This window comes from Bacillus paranthracis, from assembly GCF_024296885.1.
GTDB classification, from domain to species: domain Bacteria; phylum Bacillota; class Bacilli; order Bacillales; family Bacillaceae_G; genus Bacillus_A; species Bacillus_A paranthracis.
The window spans coordinates 3,139,597-3,156,436 of record NZ_CP101135.1; the positions used below are offsets into that span (position 1 = coordinate 3,139,597).

Genomic DNA, 16,840 nt, shown 5'->3' on the forward strand with positions numbered 1-16,840 from the left:
ACGTACTTTTCATTATGTAAAATACATTTCATAATAGCATTTGTAAGAGTTGAGTGAGTCATGCAGTATTAGAAATTACATTTTTGTCCCGGTACTTTAAAGTGAGTATTTTTATCATACATTTTGTCCGACGATGAAATGACATATTTTCATTTTCACATCCATTCACAATGATGAATTAATTTTTAAATACATTTTAGGAGGATATTAATAATGAGTAAATTACTAAAAGAAAAAATTGGTTTTGGTACAGCACCACTAGGAAATATGTACCGTAATATTCCAGAAGAAGAAGCAATCGCTACAGTGGATGCTGCTTGGGATAATGGCGTTCGTTACTTTGATACAGCTCCACTTTATGGATCTGGTTTAGCAGAAATTCGTCTTGGCGAAGCACTATCAAAAAGAAATCGTGATGATTACTTTTTAAGCACAAAAGTCGGTCGAACGATTTCAGATGAACTAGAAGATCCATCTGCACGTGATTTAGGTGAAAAAGGCGGACTTTTCGAATTTGGCCGCAAAAATAAAATGATCAATGACTATAGTGCAGATGCAACACTTCGTTCTATCGAGCAAAGTTTGAAACGTTTAAAAACAGATCGTCTAGACTTTGTTTTCATTCATGATTTAGCACAAGACTTTTATGGTGATGAGTGGATTTCACAATTTGAAACAGCTCGAACAGGAGCATTCCGTGCACTAACACGTTTACGTGAAGAAGGCGTTATTAAAGGCTGGGGACTTGGAGTAAACAAAGTAGAATCAATTGAACTGATGCTTGATTTAGAAGAAGCGCAGCCAAATATATCCTTACTAGCTGGTCGTTATTCATTACTAGACCACGAGCGTGCATTACAACGAGTAATGCCTGCGGCTGTTAAGCATAATATGGATATTGTTGTTGGTGGCCCATATAGCTCAGGTATTCTTGCTGGAGGTGCTCACTTCGAATATCAAAAAGCATCACCAGAAATCATTGCAAAAGTTGAGAAAATCAAAGCTCTTGCAGATCGTCACGAAATCAGTATCAAAGCTGCTGCATTACAATTTTCACTAGCGAATCCAGCAGTTGCTGCCGTTGTTCCTGGTGCAAGTAAACCGGAACGAATTGTAGAAGACCAAACCGCCTTAAATACAGTAATTCCAGCAGCATTCTGGGAAGAAATGCGCGAACAAAAACTAGTAGCACCTAATGCACCACTACCAATCAACGTAAAATAAATTGAAACCTTAATCAGTGGGGCAATCCCCGCTGATTATTTACCCGCAAATACCGGGATGAAAAGGAGCGTAATGAACATGGCACATACTACTACATCTATGGAAATTTTCGGTTCACCTGAACAAGTATGGCAATTAATCGGAGGTTTCAACTCCCTTCCAGACTGGTTACCTTATATACCTAACAGTAAATTAACGGAAGGCGGTCGTGTACGTCACCTAGCTAATCCAGATGGTGACACGATTATAGAACGATTAGAAGTATTCAATGAGAAAGAACGATACTACACGTATTCAATCATGAATGCACCATTCCCAGTCACTAATTATCTATCTACAATCCAGGTGAAAGAAGGTACTGAAAGTAACACATCGGTAGTAGAGTGGTCTGGTACGTTCACTCCTGTTGAAGTTAGTGATGAAGAGGCAATAAACCTTTTTCATAGTATTTACAGTGATGGACTGAAAGCATTGCAACAAGCATTTCTAGATTGAGCTATTAAAAACAATGAAAAGCAAAGCGATATCGCTTTGCTTTTTTATAAAATCCCTTTTAACTTTTCACCAATTAACTTCGCTACATACTCATAGCCTTCTGGTCCAAAGTGTAGCCCATCTCTTTCATCATTTTCTACAAACCTTTTATAATTCCGTTCTTGAATCATTTCAGCATACAAATTTAGAAAATAGCTTCCTGTTTCTTTCGCCACTTCCTCTACCACGTCTGCATACTGACCGAGTACTTCATTTGTTCTATTATGCTGTCTTTCTTCATCAACTGGGGCAGGACTAATAAGCAGTACTTTACCTGAAGAAATATGGTTCACAATCTTCTCTAAATTTTCTTTGTATGCTTGTAATGACCCTTGCGAAAAAGAGACTGCATCATTTGTACCAAGAAAAACTGTTACGAAATCTGGTTTATGTGATAATACATCTTCTTTAATCCTTTTTAACGCATCAAACGTATTATCACCTGGAACACCTGCATTCACTACGTTCCAATTCGGAAACATCTCTCGCAAACGTGGTGTTAACCTCGGTGTTCCATTGAAAAACATTTCATCAGCTGTAATACTATCCCCAAAGCATACTAACGTTTTCATAAAACTAACTCTCCTTTTACGTATGAAACAACTTTCCTTCTACCGCCTTAATATATCTTTCAGCAGAACGTTCCACTGCCTCAATTGCATTCTCTTTTACTACTCGATGAAAAGCGTTGTATAAACGATTAAACTGTAACGGCTTCACTCGATTCACCATTTCTTCCACTTTTCTCGCTGGTAATGGAATTAAGTTTGGATAGCTGTACATAAAGCTTACCCATCGTTCATCCGCTACAACTTGAATAATATCACCTGTTAACAAAATTCCTTTCCCATCATTACCTTCTTCCCAATGTAAGACAGATCCACCTTTAAAATGACCACCTAAACGATGAATAACCAATCCATCCGCTAATTGTAAAGACTCACCAGACCAATAAATAATACGACTACTCGGGCGCATCACCCACTCTTTATCATCTTCGTGTATATAAATCGGTACATCAAATGTCTCTGCCCATTCTACTTGTGTTGAATAATAATGAGGATGAGACAAGGCAATTGCATCTAGTCCACCAAGCTCTTTTATTTTCGCAATTGTCGTTTCATCTAAATAAGTAATACAGTCCCATAGTAAACGATATGATTCTGTTTTCACTACATATGCCGTTTGACCAATCGCAAATCCTGGTTTTGTTGTAATACTAAAAAGCCCATTTTCCTCTTCGATTATTTCATTTTTATATGTATCACTTGTTTGTAAGCTTTCTAGCGTCGTCCAAGACTGCCCTTTCGGATTCACATATTGTCTCTCTTCATCACAAATATGACAACTCACTGGTTCTTCTACACCCGCTGCATACTGCACGCCACACGTTGTACAAACGAAATTTTTCATCATAATTTCCCCTATCCCTCTATTTTTATTAAGCTGATTTTTGTTGATAATGATCTGCTTTTTTATTTTCAATTAATAAACTGATAAAAGTAAGTAAATAAACACCTGTAACGGATAATGGAATGACAGTAAATCCTTTTTCTGCAAAAAGAATCCCGCAAACTGACGTTACGAATACAGTCCCTACGGATAATAAACCATAACTTTTGCTTTCATAAATCCATACGTACGGGATAAAATGAACACCTATTAACATCGCTACTACAAAAGGTAACCATTCTGGAAATTGAAAATAGGCAAGTAATACAAGCGGAATATTCAATACATTTATCCCACCAATTAATCCTGCCAAAATCCCTAACGGGTTTCCTTTCGCAAACATATCAATTTTCAATATAGCAGCTATCATTAATCCAAAAGGAAACACACATCCCATACCGATTAAATATACCCACACCACTTGTTTTTCAGAAAGAACAAAGCCCATTATACTCATAACTATCCAAAATAAAACACCAGCTAATATAATCGGTAATCCTCGCTTCGTTTTGATTGCTAAATCCTTTTTCGCTTCTGAAACATTCATTTCACCATCTCCCCAAACATATTTGTACTATAAAGTCACCTCAACCTCGTCCATCCAATAACGCCAAGCTACTAAATAATCTTCTAAATCTTTCGGGTGATGTCTTAAACACGTATCTATACGCAAATATAATCCTATAACTATTTCTTCATATAAATCACGTTCTTTTTTATGAAATACACATTGTTTCATCGCATAATCAATCGTTTCTTTCGTTACATCTTCCGGGGTTGAACAGAATGCATAAATTAAATCGTATATAGGATCTCCTAACACTGGTAGGGGATCAATTACACCATGTAGCATATTTCCTTGAAATATAAAATTATGAAATCCAAGATCACCATGTAATAAAAATGGCTGATTTATTCCAGCATCCCTATTCGCTAACTTAAGAACTTTTCTATACTCTTCATCACTCATGTACGGTCTTACATTTTTATGAGCTTCCACCACATTTGTCGTTAAAAATTCATTCCAAGATTGAACTGGACTTTCTTTCCGTCCCCAGACATCTACATCTGAAACTATTTCATACTTATTAATAACTTCTTTTACAAGTGTACGAAGCGTACTTCGTTTATGCCCTTGTTCGCAAGAAGTACTACCTTCAAGAAAAGAATACACAATATACGCATGGAAAGGTTCCTTATACAAAAGCTTTGAAAACAAAGTATTCCCCTCATAAAAAGAAAGAAAATGAGCTTCTTCCCGTATTACTTCCGCTTCATTCAGCTTTACAACATATTTTCCGTCCAACAAATATACTGTACTTGTCGTTCCTCCGTTCAACACTTTTATGCTATTTGGATAATGTGAAATCACGTTCTCCTTAACTAGTTGTGCAGCAATTATTGAAATGTCCATTCCCTCACCCTTCAATTCCCAAGATTCCCTCAATTCAAAAGACAACTTTACTATCATTTGACACACGAATAGGAAACCCCTTCCAAAATCATAATATAACAAAAATTCATTCATTTTTACATTTCAAAAATAAGGAAATACTAACAACAACGTTACATACATATAGGAGGACAATATGAAACCTGAATTTTTAAAAGCTGTACATGATGCCATCGGAAATGTCGAACACATTCATATAGAGGAAAGCGGTGCTGACAGCTTGCTTATCCATCATGATGATGCACAGCAGTTACAACAAGTCGCTAAAACGCTAGAAAATAACAATTTTCGCTCTGCTTTAAGAACAACTGGAGATGCTTCGTATATTGAAGTATTGAACAGATAATGAAAGTCCGGATGTATGCCGGGCTTTCTTTTTTATCCCGCATTAACGGGCAGTAAGACCCTCACCTCAAAATTCAACGGAAGCAAAGAAGTTAGGTGGGGGATCAACTGCCCGTAAAAGCCCGATTGGTTCAACTAATAATCAGTGGGGATGCCCCACCCACTGATTAAAGTTTCACTTTATATTGAAACTTCAAATTCTTTCACATACACCGCTGTTCCAGCAATATCAATTTGTAAATTCGCATTCCCTTCAACTTTCGTTACATACACCGTTACACGACCATCTTTATGTATTTCCTGTCCTTGTTCAACAATTAACTCCATTTCATGGTCAAAATCTTTTTCCAAATACATCGCATAATACGCCCCCATTACACCTGAAGCTGTTCCTGTCACTGGATCTTCTATCGTTCCAGCATAAGCCGATGAGAAATGACGCCCATGCATTTGTGCTAATTCATCATAAGTTTCTAGACAAATTGGGTGAATAGAAGCGTTAGGTATTTCTTTTAATACTGATGGAAACATCTCATTGTTAGGCTTCATTCTCTCACACGCATCTAGATTTTTAATCGGTACAATTACAGTCCAGTTCCCCGTACTTCCATATACAATCGGTAAACTTACATCTAAATCATTTACTTCTAAACCGATACTATGAGCTAATTCTTCTTTTGAACCTGTAAATTCTTTAAACTGAGGTGCTGCCTGCCTCATTTTAATAAAGGTTCCTTCCTTTTCATTTACATCTATTTGTATCGGTAAAATCCCTGCCTTCGTTTCAATCGTAATATTTGTTTTCTCTTCTAATAAACCTCTTTCACGTAAGGCGTATATAGTTCCAACTGTCCCATGACCACATAAATCCATTTCATAACCAGGTGTAAAATAACGCATTCTTATATCTGCTACTTCTGAGGAAAGAACAAAAGTTGTTTCGTTATATCCAACTTTTTCAGCAATACGCTGCATTTCCTCTTCTGTTAATCCATCTGCCTCTAATACAATACCTGCTGGATTACCCATATTCGGTTTATTCGTAAATGCGTCATAATGAAATACGTTTATAGTCTTCATTTTCTTTTCTCCTAACCTTCTTTAAAAATTTTATAATAAAGCTCTATCTCCGTTTTCAACGAACAATTATTTCTCCAAAATATGCTCTGCATCTTTTCATTTGAAGTATGTGTGCTTCCGATGTAATAAGTAGCCCCTATTTCCTTTAACATATGTAAAGATTGAAGATGCAGCCGGGAAGCAATTCCTTTCCCACGATAATAAGGCATTACCCCAAAATAAAATAATCGTCCTTCACTTTCTGTTCTAGTTTCTATATGCGGTATGGACATACCAATCGGCTGCTCATTTTTATCATAAAAAACAATACATGACTTTTCCCAACCCTTACCTAACTCTGTTTGTACAGAATAAAAATGTTCATCGATAGTTAAAATTGAAGTTTGATTCCCTGAACCCGACATACATTGTTCCCAAATATATTTAAAATCTTTTTCCGATAACGTTCCTTCTGCTATTGATCGATATGTATATTGTCTTTCAAGCTCTTCTACATTGTTCAATTCTCTACATACTTCTATCTTTGCGGCATACAAAGAAAAACCGGCATCAAGTAACACTTTTGCGCTTGAGTTATGACTACTAAACCTTTTGTTTAATACAATACTCGCTCTTTTTAACTCCCAATTAAAACAAACCTCTTCAAATCTACTTATCTTTTCTTTATATGTTTGTACGTTATACAAAACGTCTTCTTCTATTTCTTCAATTGTCACTGCATGTGGTAAGCCATTTAATACTTTTTTAGAAGGGCCAAACAGATTCTGAATGATTGCAAGATCGTATATCACCACTTTAATTCACCTACACCTGGCTCAATAAACTGCCCTGAAACATCCTCATTTGAATCTATTATCCAATCATATATATTTTTTGCTCCTTCAGCCGGAATCATATTCGCATCAAAAGCACCAATTTCAGTCTTTAATTTTCCAGGATGAATGGCAGTTACACTTATTCCTTTATTCTCAAACTCTTGTTGTAAGCAGAGTGTTAGCATATTTTGTGCAGCTTTAGCAATTCGATATGAATATGAGAAATGGCCTTGCGGAAACTCTTTATTCGCCATTTTATGCAATGAACCTAACCGAGAGGACACATTTATGATTCTCGGATGATCCGATTTAGCTAAAGCCACATATGTACCTTTTACAGCTCGAATTACACCTAAGCAATGAATATTAAATAAGTCCGTTAACTCTTCTGAATTTGTATGTAAAACCTCAGTCTCCTTTCCAGTAATTCCTGCGTTATTTATAACTAGATCAATATACTCTGTATATTCCTCAAGCTGGTTTTTCATTTGCTCCGTACTCTCATCAATCGATAAGTCTGCCAATATAGGAAAACATCTGCAACTAAACATTTTCTTCAATTGTGTTAACGCAACCTCAGTTCTAACTAACGGATAAACGATATGTCCATTTTCATGAAACACTTTTACTAACTGTAACCCTAATCCGCGATTTCCACCTGTAATTAGAACTCTCATATATTCATCTCCTTATTTTTAAAATAAATAAGAAAATCCATCCACTTACCATTCTCTAATGAAAACGCCTCTCTCTTGCATTCAAAAGAAAAACCGGCTCTTTCCGCAAGACGAACGGATGGTTCATTACCAACATGTATATGTAATTCGATTCTATGAAAATGAAGACGATTAAAAAATAACGATACTGCAGCTTTCACACTTTCCATGCCATATCCGTTTTTCCAGTATTGATTATGTATGGAATATCCCATCATCGCCCATTGATAGTCCATACGTAAAATTTTAATCAGCTCTAGCTTACCAATATTAGCTCCGTCTTCTTTACGAAAAATACCTAATACGTACATCTCATCTCGATGTGCTGCTTCATCAAAGCCTCTAATCCATTCCGTGAACCATTCTTTCGTTGATGATGCCATAACTTGATAACCATCGTCATATTTATACTGCGATGGTAACCTCTTATGAAATCCATCTAACCAACTTTCATAATCATCATTTTGGAACGGACGGATCATCAATCTCTCTGTCTCTACCTGTAATAGCGGTAGCTTCATTTACATCTCTTCCCTTAATTAATATTTGAATATTCTTTATTATCTTACACAAAATACAAAATCTAGTAAATTATTATGTTTTTGATAAACAATGACCTGTTAAACTACAATATTGATTTTTGAGAAATACAAAAGGAAACCCTGTTCTGAAGGGTTTCCTTTTGTCATCATACTCTCAATCTTATCTGTAATTTAAACCTTTGTATTCTGTCTTTAATATTCCATACACATCAACATCTTCATATGTATTTAATAAAAGTCTATTTTTTCTCAATGTGCCTTCTTTACGTAAGCCCGACTTCTCTAATACTTTAATTGATGATCGGTTTCTAGAAATGGCAGATGCCCAAATTCTATTTAAACCTAATTCGATAAAACCAAATTGAATTATTCTGTTTACAGCCTCAGTTGCAAAACCCTTTCCCCAATAATTCTTACCAATCCAATAACCAAGTTCACCTCTATTGTTACCCTTGTCAATTCTTAGTGTAATTGTACCTACAATTTCTCTTGATTCTTTAGAGACAATTCCTAAAGGGTATTCAATTCCTTTCCTTATAAGTTCTGGTTGCATATCAACCCAATCTTGCGCGAACTCTAATTTATATGGGTGTGGAAGCCCAAGAATATTAGCTAATTCCTTATCATTAGCTAACTCTTTAATTCTAAACACGTCATCATTAGTAAAAGGTTCTATACATAAATGCTCAGTTTCTAATTTTATAGCCATAGTTTCTCCCCCTAGTACTGAAATTAGTTAGCTCCCTTTATTTTCAATATTACACTAAAAAAACATAAAAGGTTTTAAATATTTACAATATCAACCAACAGAATCATAAACAAAAAATCCAGTTATGCTTTATACATAACTGGATTCCTCATTACCTAATCGTTTTTTATTTTACAAGTACATTTTCTCTTAATTCTCTCTTCAACACTTTCCCTAAAGCGTTTTTCGGTAATTCTTCTACGAATACCACTTCTGGAATTTTGTAACTTGCTAACTTCTCCTTACAATACTGAATAATACTTTCTTCTGTTACTGTTGTTTCGCCATCCTTCACAATGTAAGCTCTTGGAACCTCTCCCCAAAATTCATCTGGAACTCCAACTACTGCCACTTCTAAAACACCATGTATTTCATGAATAACATCTTCTACTTGGTCTGGATATACATTGTCACCACCGCGTATAATAACGTCTTTATATCTTCCCATAATATGCAAGAATCCGTCATCATCTATCATGCCAGCATCGCCCATGTTAAACCAATTATCTTTTACTACCTTCTTTGTCGCCTTTTCATTATTCCAATACCCTTTAAACATGTATGGACTTCTTACATGAATCTCTCCAACTTCATTTGCTTTAAGTTCATGTCCTGTTTCTGGATGAACAATTTTCACCTCTACATTTTTCAAGGCTTTTCCAACAGAAGACATCTTTTCTTTTCCCATCATTGGATGCCATGATGTTACAACCCAACCTTCTGTACTACCATAGCCTTGCACCATATAGATTCCTTTTTCCATATATTTTTGGATGAGTGTTTCTGGCACTTTTGTTCCACCGCTTTGTGCTACTTTAAAAGTAGAGATGTTACGTTCTTTTTTATTTAGTTCATCAAGCATATAGCTATAAACAGCTGGGAATGCAAGCATCGTAGTAATTTTCTCTTCTTCAATCTTATCCCAAATAAGAGTAGGATTCGAATCAGCTAAGAAGATCATCGTAACACCATGATAAATACAATTTAAAATAGAAAGCACGCCACTCATATGAAATAATGGATGCACGGATAAAAAGCGTTCACCTGCTGGAATTTCTCTTTGTCCTGCAATCTCATCAAAATAATGATGTAAGTTTTTATGACCAATTACACATGCTTTTGCCTGTCCAGTCGTTCCTGAAGTAAATAAATAAATGGCATCGTCTTCTTCATGAACTTCTACGTTCGGTTCTGTCATTGGCTGTTTTTGCAACTCTAATTCAAATGAACCAAAGCCTTCTTTTGTCGTTTGAATTACATAAGGAATTTCTTTAACAGCATCAACATTTAATAACACTTCACTAAATTCTTCATCAATAACTAACACTTTTAATTTCGCTTCTTTTACAATCGTTTCTAATTCATATACAGTAAGCTGATGATTTAGCGGAATACATACCGCTCCAATTTTTAAACTTGCCATCATAACGCTTGGAAATGGGTGATTATTTTTGCATAGTATTCCTATACGATCTCCTCTTTGCACACCATTATGTAATAAATAATGTGCAAGCTGATTTACTCGTTCATTATATTGCTGAAACGAATATCTTTTCCCTCCGCCTACAAGCGCTTCCAAATTTGGTGATTGCATTGCTCTTTTTTGTAATAATTTTTGCATCGTTCTCAAGTAAAACTCCCCTTTATATATGTTAGGTTTTTTATTTTACCAGATTAACTATTAATTTACTAAAGATTACACTTAGTGAATATAACAAGAATATAAAATAGCCATTTACTTCACAAGTAAATGGCTATTTCCTCTTATATATTAGAATACTTCTTGTTCATTACATATTGCACATACTCAGGTGCACTTTTATCAATCTCTTCATCACTTAATTTATATTCGGCACCATATAAATAAAATGAAGGTATAAATTTCATGTCTGTATATAAGCATGTAGCTTGGAATGGTTTCGTCAACTCATCCATCGTAATTCCGCTATTTTCATAATCTTTTTCTAATCCACCTATAGAAACTGCTACACCAAACTCTTTTCCCTTCACTTTATCCCCTTTTGATCCGTATGCAAATCCATATGTTAATACATCATCAAACCATTTTTTTAATAATGGCGGTGTGCTGTACCAGTAAAGCGGAAATTGGAATATATATCTGTCATGTTCTACTAATAACTTTTGCTCTTCTTCAATATTAAACTCCCAGTTTGGTGCCACTTTATATAATTCATGCACCGTAATTTCATCTGAATGTTTCTCAAGTTCTTCTATCCATCTTTTATTAATTTTTGATTTTTCAATATGAGGGTGTGCTACAATTACAAGTGTTCTCATCATTTTCCATCCCCTTTATAAATGAATCAATCCTTTACATATTAGTATGAATGCATTACATATAATTGAAAAGTACGTACTTTCAGGTGCTATAGGAACCTTGAGGTACCTTTGGAGGTGTTATATGCATCAAAATGATAACTGTCCAATTGCAACGACGCTCGATGTAATCGGTGGAAAATGGAAAGTTCATATTTTATGTGTTTTGATGGATGGAAAAATGCGAACAAATGAAATCCGACGAGAAATCCCAAACATTACGCAAAAAGTTCTGACTCAACAACTTCGGCAACTTGAAGCTGATGGGATTATCCATCGTACTGTATATCAAGAAGTACCACCAAAGGTTGAGTACACAATAAGCGAATACGGGAAATCTTTAATGCAAATTATGAATGAACTATTTGAATGGGGAAAAGATCATCAGCTCAAAAGATTACATGACTAAAAAGGCACTATATACTTTGTTTAATCCTCAATGTTTATATTTTGTGTTTTTATAAATTTTATTTTTATCGTTTTTGGGCTAACTTGTTTTCTTAGATTGATGGACGTGACCCCACATCCATCAATCTAAAAAGATATAATTAGAAAAATGAGATTTCTATACAATTTCGCATATAAACACTACTTCTACCTCATTAAACACTTGCCCGACTTTTTCTAATCTCAATTGTACGTAAACTATAAAGGAGCACACCTAAACCGAGAATTTTTTCGTTATTAGACGCATTAGAACCTAAGGTAATAGTAGGTACATTTAAACCCATAAACCTTTCACTCCATTCTATAGGCATATATCCCTGCTTACCAATTACTAATGTACGTCCATCTATTGTACGGAGAGTACTTTGAATAAAATCAAACTCAACTTCTACATCTGACAATTTTGTGGCTTTATCTGTCATCAAAGTACCTCGTATCATAGTAAATCCTTGTATCATTTTTTCTTTAAACATACCAATCTGATTATAATTTGAATCATAGACTACCCAATCATATCCGTCCACTTCAGTATGAAAATAAGCTAGAATTTCCCCGCTACTCGTTTCTAATCCGTAAACATCTTTATTATGTAAAAAGGGTATTACTGAAAAAAGAATATTTGATGAAACCATCTTTGTTCCTGCTATATACTTACCATCAGGATGATATAGACCAAATTGCTTGTTTCGTTTTGGTAATTCTAATACAACCAAAGTATCAACATCCCAAAATGTTGCATTACTTTTTATCATATTCTTTTGTATCAACTTTCCTTTTCTTAACTGCCAAAATCCAATCCCAAAAAAGATAGAAGCAGCGATAACAAAAAAGATAAACTGCCCCCAATTAATATGTCCCCAATCTTCATATACAGCGCATAAAGCAAGAATAAAAATACCCGTCCCAATTAACAGTTTCAACTTTCCTTTTCGTTTATAGTAATCAAATAATTCCATTTCTATATCTTCACCCCTTATTTGTGGTTCCTAACTATTAATATATCAAAAACATATAATTCCCTCTATTCAAAAATATAAGTTCTTCCACTGTCCACTGCATTGGAAACAAAGTGATAGTCGGCCTTTTGAGCTCAAACTCCTGAGAAAGAATAAAAGCGAAATCAATATTTTTTTATTTTAGAGATAATACCATATCACCATCAAGCTAATAAAAAGATACTCCTTAAAAATAAAAAACGCTATTCTCTCTGTAAAATCATAGAAAAGAATAGCGTTTCTTATTTTGAAATAGAAGTCAGCATTTAAACTAAACATGCTAATATTGATTTTGTGCGATTGTCAGTTACTTCATAATAAATTTCTAATCCTTTCCGAGTACCTGTAACCATTTTAGCAGCCTTTAGTTTAGATAAATGTTGACTAATTGTACTTTGAGGCATTTCCAAATCCCCATACATTGTTGTTACATTAGTAGGACCTTTTGCAAGCATTATTTTTACTAATGATAAACGAACAGGATGCGCCAATACCTTTAGTACTTCAGAGATTTCTTCAAACATTTCTTTTTGTTCTTTCATCTTATTGCTCCCCTTTTATATACATATTTATGTTATCCATATATATAATTCGAAGGTATATACAATTTTATGTCCGTCATTTTAAAAAAATATAAAAAAACTTTTTCTCGAAACTAAAGGAGTATCTTCACATAATGTCTCACTATTAGAACTCTTATAGATACAGATGTATGTACTCTACACTCAGCTCACTAAAATTAATAAAAAAGAGAGCAGATAACCTGCTCTCTTAAGATGCCTCCTTATGTTCCGTGGAATGTTTTACACTTCCTATTCTCTTTAGCTTATTCCAACCTACCGCTACTCCTCGAATCGATGAGAATATAGATTTAACGACAACATAAGTCATAAATTGACGATAAATAAAGCGTTGTAAAATTAACCATACTAATGGTTTCGGATTCTCTTCCTCTAATTTAAATGCAAATAGAGATGCGAGAAGATCCATTAAAAAGAATACAAAATAAAATCCTAAAACTTTTAGCGGATCACTACTAAATAACCCCATAATCATTAATATATCTGCAAAAGGAGCAATGAATTGCAAAACATATTGGAATAACCACATGTTAGGCAATGCAATAAATCCTAACGTTTTATGCTTTGAATTACATAACGCTTTTCGATGTTTCCAAAGACATTGGAGTGTACCATATGACCAACGATATCGCTGTTTAATGAGACTTTTCACATCTTCAGGTGACTCCGTAAAAGCATACGCTTTTTCTTCATATACAATTCTATGTCCTTGACGTAAAAATGTAATAGTAAGATCTGTATCTTCTGCTAATGTATCTTCGCTTAAATATCCCGATTCAACTACATTCTTCTTACGCCACGCCCCAATAGCCCCTGGAACTACTGTAATACAATTTAATTCATCAAAAGCTCTACGTTCTAAATTAAATCCTGTTATATATTCAACATGTTGCCAAGTAGTTAACAAGTTTCGTCTATTCCCCACTTTAACATTACCTGAAACTGCTGCTACATTTTGATCTTCAAAGTGTCTAACCATGAGAGAAATGGCGTCTTGCGCAATAATAGTATCCGCATCTAAAGTGACAATAATCTCTCCTCGCGATTGTTGAAACCCTAAGTTCATTGCCGATGATTTCCCGCCGTTTTCTTTCTGAATGAAACGAACTTTAGAGTGTTTATAAAATGTTTCTTGCATTACTTTTGACGTACCATCTGTCGATCCGTCATCCACAACAATAACTTCAAATTCTCCATACTTACTATCCAAAATTGAGCGAATCGTCTTAGCTATCACCTTTTCTTCATTATATGCTGCTATGACAACACTAACAAAAGGTTGATAGGACGAATGAATAGTGTGAGGTAGCGTTTTTCTTTTCTGCTTCCATGCAAAATAAATTAAGAATAAGAATCGAAAAATCCCTAATCCAATAGCGATATAAAAAATAGTTGTTAATATATGTTTAAAGTATCCCGCCCCTGAAAAGACAGCTTTATTGTAAAGTAAATATTGCTTCCCCTCAGAAGAAACAGGAGGCATAATTTCATCACGTTCTTTATTCATTAAATCTGAAATTGTTACAAAACTATATCCATGCTTTTTTAAGTCTTTAATAATGATCGGCAACGCCTCTACCGTATGGGTACGATTCCCTCCCGCATCATGGAGAAGAATAATATTTCCCTCTCCCTTATAAACGGGATTAAGAGCACGCTTTACTAATTCATTTGTTGATGGTGTTGCCCAGTCCTCAGGATCCACTTTTTCTGCTACCATTGTATAGTTCATATTTTGTGCCCGTAAAATAGGCAATATTTCATTTGAGGAATCCGGGTTAGCATCCGCTTCGTATGGTGGCCTAAACAAAACTGTAGAATGCCCAGTTATTTCCTGGATCAGACGTTGCGTCGTATTAAGTTCTACTTTTGTTCGTAGTAAAGACGTATCAGCTACGTTAGGATGCTTGAAAGTATGATTGCCAATTTCATGCCCTTCATCGTATATTCTTTTCACAATACTAGTATTTAGTTGTGCGTTTTCACCAAGTACAAAAAAAGCAGCTTTGATCTTATTCTCTTTTAATATATCTAAGATTTCCGGCGTATATTTCGGGTCTGGTCCATCATCAAATGTTAGTACTACTTGTTTCCCTTTCGGTTTTCCATATCGTTGCACTTCGTATGCAGATGGTAAGGATTGATATACTTCATCTGTAAGATAACCATCTTTACCTACTTTAAAATCTCTCAATCCATTTTGCTTTTCATTCTCAATCTGTAAAATTTCACCTTGTCCAGAATAATTCACTTCATCTAAACTAGTGATTTTATGTAATACATCAGGATTTTTTTGTGCCTCAATCGGATTTTTTAAAACTTTCCATATTGTAGGATCTTCTGCTCCTAATCTCCATAACGCAAACCCCTTTGCTTTGTTGTCCATTGCGATTTTCACTTGATTATAGAGAGTAACGCCGTCTAAGAACCAAGCAGTATGTTCTTTATCTCCTGTTTTATATCTAAAATAAGGACTTCCACTCATCTTATCCCATTGAATATTCATATCTGAATTATGAGCCATTACCATAACTTCTGAAAAAGTTAAAGATTTCGCCGGTTCCTTACTATTTACTTTCCAATCATATCCATAGTTACCGAAAGCAACTATAAGTTTATTAGACGGAATATTCAGTTCTTTCAATGTGTGTTGAAACCATTTATTTGAAGCAATTGGTCCTGGCTCTCCTGCTCCATAGTGCTCATCGTACATCATTACAATCATTCGATCTATTATTTTTGCTAACGCACTATAATCAAAAGCCTTATCATTAGCTGGAACATCTTGTGTAACGAGCAAATCATGTTTATGAAAGACCGTAGTAAGTTCTTTCATAAAATTTGTTAAGTTTTCTCTATCACTTTCAGGTACGGCCTCAAAGTCAATATTAATACCCGCAAATCGATTCTTTTCAACTTGCTTTACTAAATCATTTATAAACTTTGTCTTTACATCATTTGAGGAATTCAGCAACTTATGAATTAGCCCACTATCCGGACCAGAAGCTTCCTCAGTATAGTTAGTTAGTAAAGGCATAATTTTCACTTGATTTTTTTCTGCTAACTTTACTATCTCAGGTTTTATCTCACTTCTAATCGTTAAATCTGCTTTTAAATGATACCACTCTGGTACTAGCGTGGTTAATGAATCGATATTTTCTTTTAAAGAAGCGGTACTATTTTCATCCCAGTTTACATAAAAACCATACACTTCTTTACGTTGTTTACTATCCTTCGGCGAATTCACCAAATTTTTATTATCCTTCGTTTCGGTATTTGGTTTAAACTCTTCCTTCTTTAACTGCTGATCACTAAGTTTTTGATTAATTGGTACAAGTTTATTATCTTGTTGTACAGCGGTATTCATATTTGGAATTTCTGGTGTTGAAAAAATACTTTGAAAGAAAAAATAAAATACAATACTTACGCTAACTATTGAAATACATAGAAACGAAATAAAAGCTATGTTTCTTCTTCCTTTCGGATCATAAAAAACAGGTTTTACTTTATCTTTCTCTTGTTGAATGTTTTTCTCCATTATATTTTTCACATACTCCTTCTTAATAGAACG

The 16,840-nt window shown here is 34.6% G+C and carries 18 protein-coding genes; 4 read left to right on the forward strand and 14 right to left on the reverse strand.

The window, feature by feature from the left end:
- The first annotated feature begins 213 nt into the window (after positions 1-213).
- Positions 214-1,224, forward strand: a complete 1,011-nt coding sequence (locus NLJ82_RS16095; protein WP_000040519.1) for an aldo/keto reductase — start codon at positions 214-216, stop codon at positions 1,222-1,224.
- A gap of 78 nt (positions 1,225-1,302) precedes the next feature.
- Positions 1,303-1,719: an SRPBCC family protein gene (locus tag NLJ82_RS16100; RefSeq protein WP_000951517.1), complete on the forward strand. Its 417-nt coding sequence runs from the start codon at positions 1,303-1,305 to the stop codon at positions 1,717-1,719.
- 44 nt (positions 1,720-1,763) lie between these two features.
- On the opposite strand, the gene NLJ82_RS16105 is transcribed toward NLJ82_RS16100, so the two are convergent.
- The 4 genes from NLJ82_RS16105 to NLJ82_RS16120 are packed head-to-tail and all read right to left on the reverse strand — an operon-like array spanning position 1,764 to position 4,624.
- Positions 1,764-2,330 carry an SGNH/GDSL hydrolase family protein gene (locus NLJ82_RS16105; RefSeq protein WP_000855195.1) on the reverse strand — a complete coding sequence of 189 codons (567 nt, stop codon included), beginning with the start codon at positions 2,328-2,330 and terminating at the stop codon, positions 1,764-1,766.
- A 16-nt stretch (positions 2,331-2,346) separates the two neighbouring features.
- Positions 2,347-3,174 carry an MBL fold metallo-hydrolase gene (locus NLJ82_RS16110; RefSeq protein WP_001997879.1) on the reverse strand — a complete coding sequence of 276 codons (828 nt, stop codon included), beginning with the start codon at positions 3,172-3,174 and terminating at the stop codon, positions 2,347-2,349.
- 25 nt (positions 3,175-3,199) lie between these two features.
- Positions 3,200-3,757 carry a DUF7010 family protein gene (locus tag NLJ82_RS16115; RefSeq protein WP_001102934.1) on the reverse strand — a complete coding sequence of 186 codons (558 nt, stop codon included), beginning with the start codon at positions 3,755-3,757 and terminating at the stop codon, positions 3,200-3,202.
- 27 nt (positions 3,758-3,784) lie between these two features.
- Positions 3,785-4,624, reverse strand: coding sequence for an aminoglycoside phosphotransferase family protein (locus NLJ82_RS16120; protein WP_041185226.1), 840 nt, complete (start codon positions 4,622-4,624; stop codon positions 3,785-3,787).
- 175 nt (positions 4,625-4,799) lie between these two features.
- Here NLJ82_RS16120 and NLJ82_RS16125 point away from each other — a divergent pair, with 175 nt between their 5' ends.
- Positions 4,800-5,009 (forward strand): hypothetical protein, encoded by a 210-nt coding sequence (locus tag NLJ82_RS16125; protein ID WP_000801653.1) that lies wholly within the window; start codon positions 4,800-4,802, stop codon positions 5,007-5,009.
- 179 nt (positions 5,010-5,188) lie between these two features.
- Here NLJ82_RS16125 and NLJ82_RS16130 read toward each other — a convergent pair whose 3' ends face one another.
- The 7 genes from NLJ82_RS16130 to NLJ82_RS16160 form a co-directional block, all read right to left on the reverse strand.
- Positions 5,189-6,088, reverse strand: a complete 900-nt coding sequence (locus NLJ82_RS16130) for a PhzF family phenazine biosynthesis isomerase (protein ID WP_000849362.1) — start codon at positions 6,086-6,088, stop codon at positions 5,189-5,191.
- 11 nt (positions 6,089-6,099) lie between these two features.
- Complete coding sequence (locus NLJ82_RS16135) at positions 6,100-6,879, reverse strand: GNAT family N-acetyltransferase (protein ID WP_000638671.1); 780 nt, start codon at positions 6,877-6,879, stop codon at positions 6,100-6,102.
- Positions 6,876-7,580, reverse strand: a complete 705-nt coding sequence (locus NLJ82_RS16140; RefSeq protein ID WP_001264498.1) for an SDR family NAD(P)-dependent oxidoreductase — start codon at positions 7,578-7,580, stop codon at positions 6,876-6,878. Before NLJ82_RS16140 ends, NLJ82_RS16135 begins: the two co-directional genes overlap by 4 nt.
- Positions 7,577-8,140: a GNAT family N-acetyltransferase gene (locus tag NLJ82_RS16145; RefSeq protein WP_000775369.1), complete on the reverse strand. Its 564-nt coding sequence runs from the start codon at positions 8,138-8,140 to the stop codon at positions 7,577-7,579. The genes NLJ82_RS16140 and NLJ82_RS16145 overlap by 4 nt, the downstream gene beginning before the upstream one ends.
- Positions 8,141-8,321: 181 nt before the next feature.
- The gene (locus tag NLJ82_RS16150) at positions 8,322-8,870 is read right to left on the reverse strand and encodes a GNAT family N-acetyltransferase (RefSeq protein ID WP_000985516.1); all 549 of its coding nucleotides are present in this window, start codon (positions 8,868-8,870) and stop codon (positions 8,322-8,324) included.
- Positions 8,871-9,036: 166 nt separating this feature from the next.
- A complete protein-coding gene (locus tag NLJ82_RS16155; RefSeq protein ID WP_079994074.1) occupies positions 9,037-10,530 on the reverse strand; it encodes a class I adenylate-forming enzyme family protein in 1,494 nt (497 codons plus the stop codon).
- A gap of 143 nt (positions 10,531-10,673) precedes the next feature.
- Positions 10,674-11,207: an NAD(P)H-dependent oxidoreductase gene (locus NLJ82_RS16160; protein ID WP_002170196.1), complete on the reverse strand. Its 534-nt coding sequence runs from the start codon at positions 11,205-11,207 to the stop codon at positions 10,674-10,676.
- A 124-nt stretch (positions 11,208-11,331) separates the two neighbouring features.
- Here NLJ82_RS16160 and NLJ82_RS16165 point away from each other — a divergent pair, with 124 nt between their 5' ends.
- Complete coding sequence (locus NLJ82_RS16165; protein ID WP_000554057.1) at positions 11,332-11,655, forward strand: winged helix-turn-helix transcriptional regulator; 324 nt, start codon at positions 11,332-11,334, stop codon at positions 11,653-11,655.
- 193 nt (positions 11,656-11,848) lie between these two features.
- Here NLJ82_RS16165 and NLJ82_RS16170 read toward each other — a convergent pair whose 3' ends face one another.
- The 3 genes from NLJ82_RS16170 to NLJ82_RS16180 form a co-directional block, all read right to left on the reverse strand.
- Complete coding sequence (locus tag NLJ82_RS16170; protein WP_000418468.1) at positions 11,849-12,649, reverse strand: hypothetical protein; 801 nt, start codon at positions 12,647-12,649, stop codon at positions 11,849-11,851.
- A 305-nt stretch (positions 12,650-12,954) separates the two neighbouring features.
- Positions 12,955-13,230, reverse strand: a complete 276-nt coding sequence (locus NLJ82_RS16175) for an ArsR/SmtB family transcription factor (RefSeq protein ID WP_000662957.1) — start codon at positions 13,228-13,230, stop codon at positions 12,955-12,957.
- 229 nt (positions 13,231-13,459) lie between these two features.
- Entirely contained in the window at positions 13,460-16,807 is a 3,348-nt protein-coding gene (locus NLJ82_RS16180) for a trifunctional glycoside hydrolase family 18/polysaccharide deacetylase/glycosyltransferase family 2 protein (protein WP_000414326.1), read from the reverse strand.
- Between the last annotated feature and the right edge of the window lie 33 nt (positions 16,808-16,840).